The sequence below is a fragment of the Pseudomonas sp. R28(2017) genome (assembly GCF_002112505.1).
Lineage (GTDB): Bacteria > Pseudomonadota > Gammaproteobacteria > Pseudomonadales > Pseudomonadaceae > Aquipseudomonas.
On the sequence record NZ_NEHW01000009.1, the window covers coordinates 113,700 to 126,857 of the forward strand.

Annotated in this window: 11 protein-coding genes; 7 read left to right on the forward strand and 4 right to left on the reverse strand. The window is 59.1% G+C overall.

Going from position 1 to position 13,158, the window contains the following annotated elements:
- Nucleotides 1-26 precede the first annotated feature (26 nt).
- Both CAF78_RS17100 and CAF78_RS17105 read left to right on the forward strand, forming a co-directional pair.
- Nucleotides 27-1,316 carry a sigma-54-dependent Fis family transcriptional regulator gene (locus CAF78_RS17100; protein WP_085676562.1) on the forward strand — a complete coding sequence of 430 codons (1,290 nt, stop codon included), beginning with the start codon at nucleotides 27-29 and terminating at the stop codon, nucleotides 1,314-1,316.
- Nucleotides 1,317-1,442: 126 nt separating this feature from the next.
- A complete protein-coding gene (locus CAF78_RS17105; protein ID WP_085676561.1) occupies nucleotides 1,443-1,847 on the forward strand; it encodes an RcnB family protein in 405 nt (134 codons plus the stop codon).
- 63 nt (nucleotides 1,848-1,910) lie between these two features.
- On the opposite strand, the gene gyrB is transcribed toward CAF78_RS17105, so the two are convergent.
- From gyrB to dnaA, 4 genes are read right to left on the reverse strand one after another with little or no spacing between them, the layout of a single operon-like run.
- Nucleotides 1,911-4,331, reverse strand: a complete 2,421-nt coding sequence (gene gyrB / locus CAF78_RS17110) for a DNA topoisomerase (ATP-hydrolyzing) subunit B (RefSeq protein ID WP_085676560.1) — start codon at nucleotides 4,329-4,331, stop codon at nucleotides 1,911-1,913.
- Nucleotides 4,332-4,335: 4 nt separating this feature from the next.
- Complete coding sequence (gene recF / locus CAF78_RS17115; RefSeq protein WP_085676559.1) at nucleotides 4,336-5,439, reverse strand: DNA replication/repair protein RecF; 1,104 nt, start codon at nucleotides 5,437-5,439, stop codon at nucleotides 4,336-4,338.
- Between the two features lie 15 nt (nucleotides 5,440-5,454).
- A complete protein-coding gene (dnaN, locus tag CAF78_RS17120) occupies nucleotides 5,455-6,558 on the reverse strand; it encodes a DNA polymerase III subunit beta (RefSeq protein WP_015268408.1) in 1,104 nt (367 codons plus the stop codon).
- 40 nt (nucleotides 6,559-6,598) lie between these two features.
- The gene (gene dnaA / locus CAF78_RS17125) at nucleotides 6,599-8,137 is read right to left on the reverse strand and encodes a chromosomal replication initiator protein DnaA (RefSeq protein WP_085676558.1); all 1,539 of its coding nucleotides are present in this window, start codon (nucleotides 8,135-8,137) and stop codon (nucleotides 6,599-6,601) included.
- A gap of 585 nt (nucleotides 8,138-8,722) precedes the next feature.
- Between dnaA and rpmH the strand changes: the two genes are divergently transcribed.
- From rpmH to mnmE, 5 genes are all read left to right on the forward strand, one after another.
- The gene (gene rpmH, locus CAF78_RS17130; protein WP_003253163.1) at nucleotides 8,723-8,857 is read left to right on the forward strand and encodes a 50S ribosomal protein L34; all 135 of its coding nucleotides are present in this window, start codon (nucleotides 8,723-8,725) and stop codon (nucleotides 8,855-8,857) included.
- 13 nt (nucleotides 8,858-8,870) lie between these two features.
- Nucleotides 8,871-9,275, forward strand: coding sequence for a ribonuclease P protein component (gene rnpA / locus CAF78_RS17135; RefSeq protein ID WP_082433472.1), 405 nt, complete (start codon nucleotides 8,871-8,873; stop codon nucleotides 9,273-9,275).
- Nucleotides 9,268-9,513 (forward strand): membrane protein insertion efficiency factor YidD, encoded by a 246-nt coding sequence (gene yidD / locus CAF78_RS17140; protein WP_085676557.1) that lies wholly within the window; start codon nucleotides 9,268-9,270, stop codon nucleotides 9,511-9,513. The genes rnpA and yidD overlap by 8 nt, the downstream gene beginning before the upstream one ends.
- Before the next feature lie 2 nt (nucleotides 9,514-9,515).
- Entirely contained in the window at nucleotides 9,516-11,192 is a 1,677-nt protein-coding gene (yidC, locus tag CAF78_RS17145) for a membrane protein insertase YidC (RefSeq protein WP_085676556.1), read from the forward strand.
- Nucleotides 11,193-11,278: 86 nt separating this feature from the next.
- Entirely contained in the window at nucleotides 11,279-12,649 is a 1,371-nt protein-coding gene (mnmE, locus tag CAF78_RS17150; RefSeq protein WP_085676555.1) for a tRNA uridine-5-carboxymethylaminomethyl(34) synthesis GTPase MnmE, read from the forward strand.
- Nucleotides 12,650-13,158: the final 509 nt, after the last annotated feature.

Here is a 13,158-nt window from a genome sequence, read left to right on the forward strand (position 1 = left end):
CGCCAGGTAATCCAACCGGTGCCGTCATGCCTGAATCTCATCCCCTCATCCTAGCTCTGGTTTCCTACCTTGAGCACGATGCCCTGCCGACCATCGTGCTGGACACCGACTACAACATCCTCGCAGCCAATGCGGCTTATCGCCGGCAATTCGGTCGGGACGAGCAGGCCCCGCTGGGTGAGAAATGCCACCGGGTGTCGCACCACTACGCCGTCCCGTGTGACCAGGCGGGTGAGCACTGCCCGATGCGCAAGGCATGGGACAGCAAGGTGCCTGAGCGTGTGCTGCACATTCATCACACGCCGCGTGGTCCCGAACATGTGGATGTAGAGTTGCGGCCGATCCTCGATCAAGAGGGCAGGGTGGTCGCCTTCGTCGAACGGCTTACCAGCATCACCCTGGCTTCCGCGCAACCTCAAGAACAGGGGCTGGTCGGGCGAGCACCTGCTTTCAAGACAGCCTTGGCCAGCCTGCAGCGTGCGGCACCCGCGCAGATTCCTGTACTGCTCCAGGGCGAATCGGGTACCGGCAAGGAGCTCTTCGCCCGCGCCATTCACATGGGTAGCCCAAGGGCCAATGGCCCCTTGGTCGTTGTCGACTGCACCGGCCTGACCGAATCGCTGTTCGAGAGCGAACTGTTCGGCTATGAGAAAGGCGCGTTCACCGGCGCCAACCAGCGCAAGATCGGCCTGGCCGAAGCCGCCCATGGCGGCACGTTGTTCCTCGACGAGATCGGCGAGGTGCCGTTGGCGATGCAGGTCAAGTTGCTGCGCTTGATCGAGTCCGGAAGCTTCCGCCCGGTTGGCAGCCTGCGCACCGTGCATGCGGATTTCCGCCTGGTTTCGGCGACCCATAAACCACTGAAGCAAATGGTGGCAGAGGGGACCTTCCGTGAAGATCTGTATTACCGCATCAGTGGCTTTCCAATCCGCTTGCCAGCTTTGCGCGAGCGCGTGGACGATCTGCCTCTGCTGGCCGAGAGCTTGCTGCAGCGCATGGCTGGCAAGCCGACACCGAGTTTGACCGAGGAGGCACTGCAGCAACTCAAGCTGCATGCGTTCCCGGGAAACATTCGTGAGTTGCGCAACATCCTGGAAAGGGCACGGCTGTTTGCCGATGACGGGCTGATCCGGCCTGAACACCTGCCGGATGATGTTGGGCCGCAGCAGGCATTGGTCATGAACAGAGGGCGGAACAATCTGGGCGATCTGGCGCAGGCGCTGGAGCAGTTTCAAGGATCACGCAGCGAGCTGGCTCGTCACCTGGGGCTGAGTGAACGCACCTTGTATCGCCGCTTGAAGGCGCTTGGCTTGTAGCCGTCTGCCTTTACCAGACCTTTACCTCTGCCCTGACATAAAGTGGAAAAGGTTGTGGTCTGATCAGTCAACCGTACCCGGCAGCCCTTACTACCTGCCGGGCGTTAACAGGCAGAGGATCAGCAAATGAAGAAAGCCCTAACCATACTCTGCGCCGCGCTTGTGCTCAGCGCCCCCTTGGCCAGCTTTGCTCAACCAGGCCCGGACCGCCACGACGGTGGCCCATCCCATCAGGGCTACCCGCCACAGGGTCAACCCGAACGGCATGACCGCCATGACAATGGCCGCTACCCGGCCTACCACAATCCGAACTTCCGCCCCGAAGCGGGTATGCCGGTGCCCCATCAGCAATGGCACCGCGGTTACGTGGTTGAACCGCACTACCGTGCTGACCGCTATTGGGTAACCGACTGGCGTGCACGCCACCTGTACGCACCGCCGCGTGATCATCGTTGGTTGTATGTGAACGGAGACTACGTGCTGGTGGCGATTGCCAGTGGTGCGGTGGTCAGCGTCCTTTCTGGCTACTGACTTTTGCAGATAAAAAAACGCCCGCATCAGCGGGCGTTTTTTTATCTTGCGATCTACACCTGATCAGAAGTCCAGGTTCGACACCGACAGCGCATTGCTTTCGATGAAGTCACGGCGTGGTTCCACCGCGTCGCCCATCAGGGTGTTGAAGATCTGGTCGGCGGCAATCGCGTCTTCGATGGTGACCTTGAGCATGCGGCGGACGGTTGGGTCCATGGTGGTTTCCCACAGCTGCTCCGGGTTCATCTCGCCCAGACCTTTGTATCGCTGGATGGTGTGGCGCTTGGTGGTCTCGTTCATCAGCCAGTCCAGGCCTTCCTTGAACTCGACGATCGCCTTGCGGCGCTCACCGCGCTGAACGTAGGCACCTTCACCCAGCAGGCTGGAGAGCTTGGCACCGATGTTGACCACCGTACGGTAGTCGTTGCTGCCGAAGAAATCACGGTTGAAGGTGACGTAGCTGGCCAGGCCGTGGGAGGTAACTTCCACTTCCGGCAGCCAGACATTGCGCTCCTTGTCTTCGCGCAGGCTGGCCTTGTAGACCAGGCCCGACTTCTGGCTGTTGCTCAGGCGCTCCTGGAACTTCACCAGCCAGGCTTGCATCACGGCGTGGTCGCCCAGTTGCTCCAGGGTGACTTCCGGCAGGTAGATGAAGTGCTCGGTGATGTCTTCCGGGTACAGGCGCGACAGGCGCTTGAGGGTCTTCATCACGGAACGGAATTCGTTCACCAGGGTTTCCAGCTGTACGCCGGAAACGGCTGGCGCCGACTCGTCCAGGTGCAGGCTGGCATCTTCGAGGGCCGATTGGGTCATGTATTCTTCCATGGCCTCGTCGTCCTTGATGTACTGCTCCTGCTTGCCTTTCTTCACCTTGTACAGTGGCGGCTGGGCGATATAGATGTAACCGCGCTCGACCAGCTCCGGCAGCTGACGGAAGAAGAAGGTCAGCAGCAGGGTACGGATGTGCGAACCGTCGACGTCAGCATCGGTCATGATGATGATGTTGTGATAACGCAGTTTGTCGATGTTGTACTCTTCGCGGCCAATGCCACAGCCCAGCGCGGTGATCAGCGTGCCCACTTCCTGGGACGAGATCATCTTGTCGAAACGCGCTTTCTCGACGTTGAGGATCTTGCCCTTGAGCGGCAGGATCGCCTGGGTGCGACGGTTACGGCCTTGCTTGGCCGAGCCACCTGCGGAGTCACCCTCCACCAGGTACAGTTCGGAAAGAGCAGGGTCCTTCTCCTGGCAGTCCGCCAGTTTGCCCGGCAGGCCGGCGATATCCAGCGCGCCTTTACGGCGGGTCATTTCACGGGCTTTACGCGCCGCTTCACGGGCACGGGCAGCGTCGATCATCTTGCCGACCACGGCCTTGGCTTCGTTCGGGTTTTCCAGCAGGAAGTCGGCGAAGTATTTGTTCATCTCTTGTTCCACGGCGGTTTTCACCTCCGAGGAGACCAGCTTGTCCTTGGTCTGCGAGCTGAACTTCGGATCCGGCACCTTCACCGAAATGATTGCGGTAAGGCCTTCACGGGCATCGTCACCGGTGGTGGCGACCTTGTTCTTCTTGGCCAGGCCTTCCTGCTCAATGTAGCTGTTCAGGCTACGGGTCAGCGAGGAGCGGAAACCGACCAGGTGAGTACCGCCGTCACGCTGCGGAATGTTGTTGGTGAAGCACAGCAGGTTTTCGTTGAAGCTGTCGTTCCACTGCAGAGCAATCTCGACACCCACGCCATCGTCACGCTGAACGTTGAAGTGGAAGACCTGCGAGTTGATCGGGGTCTTGTTGGTGTTGAGGTATTCGACGAACGCGCTCAAGCCACCTTCGTACTTGAAGAACTCTTCCTTGCCCGAACGCTCGTCCTTCAGCAGGATGCCGACACCCGAGTTGAGGAACGACAGTTCGCGAATCCGCTTGGCCAGAATGTCCCAGCTGAAGTGGATGTTCTTGAAAGTTTCTGCCGAGGGCTTGAAGTGGATGTGGGTACCGGTGGTTTCGCTGTCGCCGACAACGGCCATCGGCGCCTGTGGAACACCGTGAACGTAAGTCTGCTCCCAGATCTTGCCGCTGCGGCGAACAGTCAGTACCAGCTTCTCGGACAGGGCGTTTACCACCGAAACACCTACACCGTGCAGACCGCCGGATACCTTGTAGGAGTTGTCGTCGAACTTACCGCCAGCGTGCAGCACGGTCATGATGACCTCGGCTGCGGATACGCCTTCTTCTTTATGCACGTCGACCGGAATGCCGCGACCGTTGTCGCGCACACTGATGGATTCGTCCGTGTGGATGATGACGGTGATGTCATCGCAGTGACCGGCGAGGGCTTCGTCGATCGAGTTGTCGACCACTTCGAAGACCATGTGGTGCAGGCCGCTACCATCATCGGTGTCGCCAATGTACATGCCGGGACGCTTGCGTACGGCATCCAAACCTTTCAGCACCTTGATGCTGGAGGAGTCGTACGTTTGATTTTCGCTCATGCCTTCACTCCCGATGGTCGTGGGTCTGGGTGATACGGCCGTGTTCCACGTGGAACAAGGCAACTGGCGTTTCCGTTTGCCAGCCTTCCCTCAGTAATTCGTGATCTACACAGGTGATGAACACCTGGCAGCGTAATTCTTCAAGCAAGCGGCACAGCGCGCGGCGATGCTGGTCATCCAGCTCGGACGGCAGGTCGTCAACGAGATAAATACAGTGGCCGCGGCGAGCCTGACTGACGAGATGGCCCTGGGCAATGCGCAGTGCGCACACCACCAGCTTTTGCTGACCACGCGACAGGATGTCAGCTGCATTGTTGGCAGCCAGACGAAGACGCAGATCAGCGCGCTGGGGGCCGGCCTGGGTGTGGCCCATCTGCTGATCGCGAAGGAGAGAGGAGGCGAGGACTTCTTGCAGTTCCCGGTCCTTGTCCCAGCCTCGGTAGTAGCTCAGGGTCAACCCGTCCAGCTCGACCAGTTCGCTCAGGGTTCGCTCGAAGACGGGCTTCAAGGCCTTGATGTAATTGCGACGGTATTCATCTATTTCCGCGCTGGCCAGGCACAACTCCCGGTCCCAGGCGGCTTGCGAAGCTGGGTCAAGTGTACCATGCCGCAACCACGAGTTCCGCTGCCGCAGCGCCTTCTGCAGACGTTGCCAGGCAGGCAGGAATCGAGGTTCCACGTGGAACACTCCCCAATCGAGAAACTGTCGGCGAATTTTTGGTGCGCCTTCCAGCAATCGAAAACTGTCCGGGTTGATCAGCTGCAGCGGCAACAGTTCAGCCAGCTGAGCGGCGCTCTTGGCATTCTGCCCGTCGATGCGAATAGTGAATTCGCCCGCCCGCTCCCTTGAAACGCCCAGGTTGCTGGTACCCCCCTCAGCCAACTGGACTTCGCCAAACACGGTACAAGCGGGTTGCTCATACTGAATGACCGGGTTTAACCGCGTACTGCGAAATGACCGGGCAAGGCCAAGCAAGTGCACAGCTTCGAGCACACTGGTCTTGCCGCTGCCGTTGGCGCCGTAGAGGATATTGATGCGGGGGGAAGGTGAGAGGGTCACCGGGTGCAGGTTGCGCACCGCGGTGACCATGATACGTCGAAGGGACATTTCGCCTGCTACGAGTTACAGGCGCATTGGCATGACAACGTAGGAAGAATCGTCATTGCCAGCTTCCTGCAGCAGGGCACTGCTGTTGGAATCGGACAGAATCAGACGAACTTGCTCGGTAGTCATGACGCCCAATACGTCTAGCAGGTAGCTGACGTTGAAGCCGATCTCCAGCGAGCTACCTTCGTAGTCCACGCTGATCTCTTCTTCCGCTTCTTCCTGTTCAGGGTTGTTGGCCTGGATCTTCAATTGGCCGGCAGCCAGTTGCAGGCGAATACCACGGTATTTCTCGTTGGAAAGAATCGCGGTGCGGCTGAAAGCCTCACGCAGCGCCTGACGGTCACCGACTACCAGCTTGTCACCGCCCTTCGGCAGTACACGCTCATAATCGGGGAACTTGCCATCGACCAGCTTGGACGTGAAGGTGAATTCACCGGTAGTCGCACGGATGTGGTGCTGACCGAGAACGATGCTGACCATGCCTTCCGGATCGGTCAGCAGGCGCGCCAGTTCGAGAATACCCTTGCGTGGAACGATGACCTGATGGCGATCATCCTGCTCGATCGGTGCGCTCATCGAGCACAGCGCCAGGCGGTGACCGTCGGTGGACACCGCGCGCAGGGTGTTGCGCGACACTTCCAACAGCATGCCGTTGAGGTAATAACGCACGTCCTGTTGGGCCATGGCAAAGCTGGTGCGCTCGATCAGACGGCGCAGTTTGCTCTGTTCCAGGTTGCAGGTCAGCGAACCCGGGCCTTCTTCAACGGTGGGGAAATCGTTGGCTGGCAGGGTCGACAAGGTAAAGCGACTACGGCCAGCCTTGACCAACAGCTTCTGCTCGTCGACCTTGATATCGATCAGAACGTCGTTCGGCAGGCTCTTGCAGATGTCCATCAGCTTGCGCGCCGGGACAGTGATCTCGCCTGGCTCGGCCGGCTCTTCCAGTTGCACGCGGCCAACCAGTTCGACTTCCAGGTCGGTACCGGTCAACGACAGCTGCTGGCCTTGCACGACCAGCAGGACGTTGGACAGCACCGGCAAGGTCTGGCGGCGCTCGACGACACCGGCGACCAGTTGCAGGGGTTTCAACAGGGCTTCGCGTTGAATGGTGAAATGCATGGTCTAGTCCCTTGCCTTCAATTAGCTGGGCTGGCGAACATCACGTCGTCAGCGTGCGCAGCAGGTTCTTGTAGTCCTCGCGGATGTCCGCGTCGGATTCCTTCAATTCGTTGATCTTGCGGCAGGCGTGCAGCACGGTGGTGTGGTCGCGGCCGCCAAACATGTCGCCGATCTCCGGCAGACTGTGGTTGGTCAGTTCCTTCGACAATGCCATGGCTACCTGACGCGGGCGTGCAACGGAGCGCGAACGGCGTTTGGACAACAGATCGGCGATCTTGATCTTGTAGTACTCGGCCACCGTGCGCTGGATGTTATCCACACTCACCAGCTTGTCTTGCAGCGCCAGCAGGTCCTTCAGCGACTCGCGAATCAGCTCGATGGTGATGTCACGGCCCATGAAGTGCGAGTGAGCGATCACCCGCTTCAGGGCGCCTTCAAGTTCACGGACGTTGGAGCGGATGCGCTGGGCGATGAAGAACGCTGCATCATGCGGCAGCTCCACCTTGGCCTGGTCGGCCTTCTTCATCAGGATTGCCACCCGCGTTTCCAGTTCCGGCGGCTCGACGGCTACCGTCAGGCCCCAGCCGAAGCGCGACTTCAGGCGCTCTTCCAGGCCTTCGATCTCCTTCGGGTAGCGGTCGCTGGTGAGAATCACCTGCTGACCACCCTCGAGCAGGGCGTTGAAGGTATGGAAGAACTCTTCCTGGGAACGCTCTTTACGGGCAAAGAACTGGATGTCGTCAATCAGCAGCGCATCGACCGACCGATAGAAACGTTTGAATTCATTGATCGCGTTGAGCTGCAACGCCTTGACCATATCCGCGACGAAGCGCTCGGAATGCAGGTACACGACCTTGGCATTCGGGTTCTTCTTCAGCAGGTGGTTACCCACAGCATGCATCAGGTGGGTCTTACCCAAGCCCACGCCGCCATAAAGGAACAGCGGGTTGTAACCATGCTTGGGGTTGTCAGCCACCTGCCAGGCCGCAGCCCGGGCCAACTGGTTCGACTTACCTTCGACAAAGGTTTCGAAAGTGAATGTGCGGTTCAGGTAGCTGGTGTGCTTGAGCGCGCCTTCCACCTGGACTGTGCGCTGCTCGGTGCGGCTGCCTGTGGCAGGAGCCGAAGTGCTGTCACCCATGCCGTCGAAGCTGTCACGCGAAGCCGGTTCAGCGATCTCGTTCAGCTGCACAGGCTCAGCTACAGGCGCCTGAACCGGTTCGGCAACGGCGGCCACGGCAGGCGCAGTGGCCTGTTGCGTATGGCTTTGGGCAAGCGACGCGGCAACTGCAGCGCTGACAGGTGCATTAGGTGCAGCACGGGGAGCGGAGCTGCGACGGCTGCCTATTAACAAGGAAAGGGCTGGCGCCATGCCGCTGCCGTTTTCACCCAACAGTTCGAGCAGACGGCCAAGGTACTTTTCATTCACCCAATCGAGCACGAAACGGTTAGGCGCATAGACGCGCAACTCGTCGCCTTCGGCTTCGACCTGTAGCGGACGGATCCAGGTGTTGAATTGCTGGGCAGGCAGTTCATCGCGCAGAAGCTCCACGCACTGCTGCCAAAGTTCCACTGACACGGATATCCCCTGAGTTGAAAGCCGGATGAGGCCAAAACAAACCGCCATTGTACCGGTCGAGCGATCAGTTATCCACATGTGGAAACATTCAGAGCCATGACAAAACAGCCATTTAGCGGCAAAAACGTCTTCCAACCACTGTGAATAAGCCCTGTGGATAACCTACCATGAGGGCTATGCACAACCCTGAGGTCAGCCCTGTTGATAACTCAGCTGTGGATAAGGGCTTGTTCTGTCCACAGGCTGTTCGCACGTCCAGCACAGGCGCAGCACCTGTTACCGACAAGGTTTCAAATCTCTGTACAGTGCATGAATTCTGGGCCTAAGGCAGTTATCCACAGAAGGTTATCCACTTAAGATCTATAAGTTCTTCAGAAAAGCTTTTTATATGTCTCTTCTTTTTTCTAATCTTGTCCTCCGTTTGCCTGCCCGATCAAGCCTTCCAGGTTCCCAGCCACCCAAAGCGCCTTCCATAAGGAAAGACTGGTTGGAAATTGACCTATGGGCTTGCTTTCTCTAGAATCGCCGATCTCTTAAAAAGGGGGCCATTCCGGCCCGTAGTCGACAAACCCAGGTAACAACGCCATGAAACGTACTTTCCAACCAAGCACCATCAAGCGCGCTCGCACCCACGGCTTCCGTGCCCGTATGGCTACCAAGAACGGCCGCGCTGTTCTGTCGCGTCGTCGTGCCAAAGGCCGTAAGCGTCTGGCCATTTGATTTTTCGGCACAGGTGGTGAGTCAGGACTTCAGTCGGGAAAAGCGACTGCTTACACCCCGGCACTTCAAAGCGGTCTTCGACTCCCCAACCGGCAAGGTTCCAGGGAAAAACCTGCTGATCCTTGCTCGCGAGAACGGCCTGGATCACCCGCGCCTAGGCCTGGTGATCGGCAAGAAGAGCGTCAAGCTCGCCGTTCAACGCAATCGCCTCAAGCGCTTGATGCGCGATTCCTTCCGGCTCAACCAGCAATTGCTGGGTGGCCTGGACATAGTGATCGTCGCGCGCAAGGGATTGGGTGAGATAGAAAACCCGGAATTGCACCAACACTTTGGCAAGCTCTGGAAACGTCTGGCGCGCAGCCGGCCAACTCCAGCGGCAAACGCCGATTCCGCAGGGGTAGACAGTCAAAATGCGTAAACTGGCCCTCGTTCCGATCCAGTTTTACCGTTACGCCATCAGTCCCCTGATGGCCAATCACTGTCGTTTTTACCCCAGTTGCTCCTGTTACGCCCTTGAAGCCATTGAAAACCATGGCCTCATGCGTGGCGGGTGGCTAGCCGTTCGTCGCCTGGGGCGTTGTCATCCGTGGAACGACGGTGGTTTCGATCCCGTTCCCCCCGCTCCTTCCTCCCGCACTTCTTCGATAGCCGAGTAATCATGGATATTAAACGCACGATCCTGATCGTCGCCCTGGCAATCGTGTCCTACGTCATGGTCCTCAAGTGGAACGAGGACTACGGCCAGGCTGCCCTGCCGACTCAGAATACTGCTGCCAGCACCCCTGCACCGGCCTTGCCGGATGGCGTGCCGGCCGGTAACGCCAGCGCCGATGTGCCGAGCGCCAATGCCGAATCCAGCCCTGCCGAACTGGCGCCAGTTGCAGTCAGCAAGGACCTGATCCGGGTCAAGACCGATGTCCTGGACCTGGCTATCGATCCGGTCGGTGGTGACATCGTCCAACTGAACCTGCCGCAATACCCGCGTCGCCAGGACCACCCGGACATTCCGTTCCAGCTGTTCGACAACGGCGGCGAGCGTGTCTACCTGGCACAAAGCGGCCTGACCGGCGCCAATGGCCCCGATGCCCGTTCGTCCGGTCGCCCGCTGTACGCTGCCGAGCAGAAGAGCTACCAGCTGGCCGACGGCCAGGAACAACTGGTGGTCGACCTGAAGTTCAGCGACAACGGCGTCAACTACATCAAGCGCTTCAGCTTCAAGCGCGGCGAATACGACCTGACCGTCAGCTACCTGATCGACAACCAGAGCGGCCAGGCCTGGAGCGGCAACATGTTCGCCCAGCTCAAGCGTGACGCCAGCTCCGATCCATCGTCGAGCACCGCCACCGGTACCGCGACCTATCTGGGCGCTGCCATGTGGACAGCTTCCGAGCCTTATAAAAAGGTCTCGATGAAGGACATCGACAAAGGTAGTTTGAAAGAAAATGTGTCCGGCGGCTGGGTTGCCTGGCTGCAGCACTACTTCGTGACCGCCTGGATTCCGGCCAAGTCGGACAATAACGTTGTCCAGACCCGCAAGGACAGCCAGGGCAACTACATCATCGGCTACACCGGCCCGGCCCTCAGCGTTCCAGCGGGCGGCAAGGTCGAAACCAGCGCCATGCTGTATGCCGGTCCGAAGATCCAGTCCAAGCTCAAAGAGTTGTCCCCAGGCCTGGAACTGACCGTCGACTATGGCTTCCTGTGGTTCATTGCCCAGCCGATCTTCTGGCTGCTGCAACATATCCACAGCCTGCTGGGCAACTGGGGCTGGTCGATCATCGTGCTGACCATGCTCATCAAGGGCCTGTTCTTCCCGCTGTCGGCTGCCAGCTACCGCTCGATGGCTCGCATGCGCGCCGTGGCGCCGAAGCTCGCTGCACTGAAGGAACGCTTCGGTGACGATCGCCAGAAGATGTCCCAGGCGATGATGGAGCTGTACAAGAAAGAGAAGATCAACCCGCTGGGCGGCTGCTTGCCGATCCTGGTGCAGATGCCGGTGTTCCTGTCCCTGTACTGGGTACTGCTGGAAAGCGTCGAGATGCGCCAGGCCCCATGGATGCTGTGGATCACCGACCTGTCGATCAAGGATCCGTTTTTCATCCTGCCGATCATCATGGGCGCCACCATGTTCATCCAGCAGCGCCTGAACCCGACGCCGCCGGATCCGATGCAGGCCAAGGTGATGAAAATGATGCCGATCATCTTCACCTTCTTCTTCCTGTGGTTCCCGGCTGGTCTGGTGCTGTACTGGGTTGTGAACAACTGCCTGTCGATCACTCAGCAGTGGTACATCACCCGCCGTATCGAAGCAGCCACCAAAAAAGCTGCTGCTTGACGGGCTACTGCGCTAGCCTGTGAATAAAAACGCCCCCTCGGGGGCGTTTTTGCTATCTGTCGTTTTTGTCGTAGAGGCTTTCGAGCATGAACACTGTGCGTGAAACCATCGCCGCCATCGCCACCGCCCAAGGCCGCGGAGGCGTCGGTATCGTCAGGCTGTCCGGGCCACTGGCGAGCAAGGCTGGGCAGCTGATCACCGGCCGAACGCTGACGCCACGGCATGCCCACTACGGGCCTTTCCGCGACGAGGAGGGCCTGGTGCTGGATGAAGGCATCGCGCTGTTCTTCCCTGGTCCCAATTCATTTACCGGCGAGGATGTACTCGAACTGCAGGGCCACGGCGGCCCGGTGGTCCTGGATATGCTGCTGCAGCGCTGTGTACAGGTTGGCTGCCGACTGGCGCGCCCGGGCGAGTTCAGCGAGCGCGCGTTCCTCAACGACAAGCTCGACCTGGCCCAGGCCGAAGCCATCGCCGACCTGATCGAGGCGAGCTCCAGCCAGGCCGCACGCAACGCCTTGCGCTCGCTGCAGGGGGAATTCTCCAAACGCGTGCACAGCCTGACAGAAGCGCTGATTGCCTTGCGCATCTACGTCGAGGCGGCAATCGACTTCCCTGAAGAGGAAATCGACTTCCTCGCCGATGGCCATGTGTTGTCGATGCTCGATGCAGTCCGTGCCGAGTTATCCACCGTGCAGCGTGAGGCCGGGCAGGGCGCGTTGCTGCGTGACGGTATGACGGTGGTCATCGCCGGTCGGCCGAATGCCGGCAAGTCGAGCTTGCTGAACCAGTTGGCGGGGCGCGAGGCGGCGATCGTCACCGACATCGCCGGCACCACTCGGGACATTCTCCGGGAACATATCCACATCGACGGCATGCCGCTGCACGTGGTCGACACCGCTGGCCTGCGGGATACCGATGACCATGTGGAAAAAATTGGCGTGGAACGTGCGCTGAAGGCCATCGGCGAGGCCGATCGGGTGTTGCTGGTAGTCGACTCCACCGCACCTGAGGCCAGCGACCCGTTCGCCCTGTGGCCCGAATTTCTCGACCAGCGGCCAGACCCGGCCAAGGTCACGCTGATACGCAACAAGGCCGATCTCAGTGGTGAGCGGGTTGGGTTGGAGCAATGCGACGACGGCCATGTGACCATCACCCTGAGTGCCAAGGGGGATGACCAGGGGCTGCAATTGCTGCGTGACCACCTCAAGGCCTGCATGGGTTATGAACAGACCGCCGAGAGCGGTTTCAGCGCCCGGCGGCGCCACCTGGATGCCTTGCGCCAGGCCAGTTCGCACCTGGAGCATGGCCGCGCACAGCTGACCCTGGCGGGTGCAGGTGAATTGCTGGCGGAGGACCTGCGTCAGGCACAGCAGGCGCTGGGCGAAATCACGGGGGCATTCAGTTCCGATGACCTGTTGGGGCGGATCTTCTCCAGTTTCTGCATCGGCAAGTAATCCACAGCCCGGTAAAACCTTCGGCCGCTCTTTCGGGAGCGGCTTTTTTTTGCCTGCGATTTAACCATTCGTCGGTTTCGCCCCCGTGGCTCAGGGGCGCCATCGTCCAGCGAGCAGCCCCATGAATTCATCCACAGACACGGAAACGTGCTCAGGAGCCCTGTGGAAAACTGCCCTTCAGCTCCGTTGATAAGCAGGCTTTTTTTCTGAGGAAAAAGGCCCTTGTGGGTAAATGGCCATTTAATCCACAGGCTAAAAGACGTTATCCATACCCCTCATGGTGGGTAAGCCACAGGGTTTAATTTCGCTGTAGTACTTGAGTTAAAAGGGCTGCAGAACCTTATCCACAGATAGGGCTGTGCATAAGAATAAACATAAAAACAAAGCTTTTTTAAATTTCTCTTCTTTGATTTCTGTTGTCTGCCACTCATCCACAGACTGGTCAAAATTTGCTCAGACGGTTCCTTTAGAGGGGGGGAAGTCCCTATACTTGTCCGCTTACCTTCTCT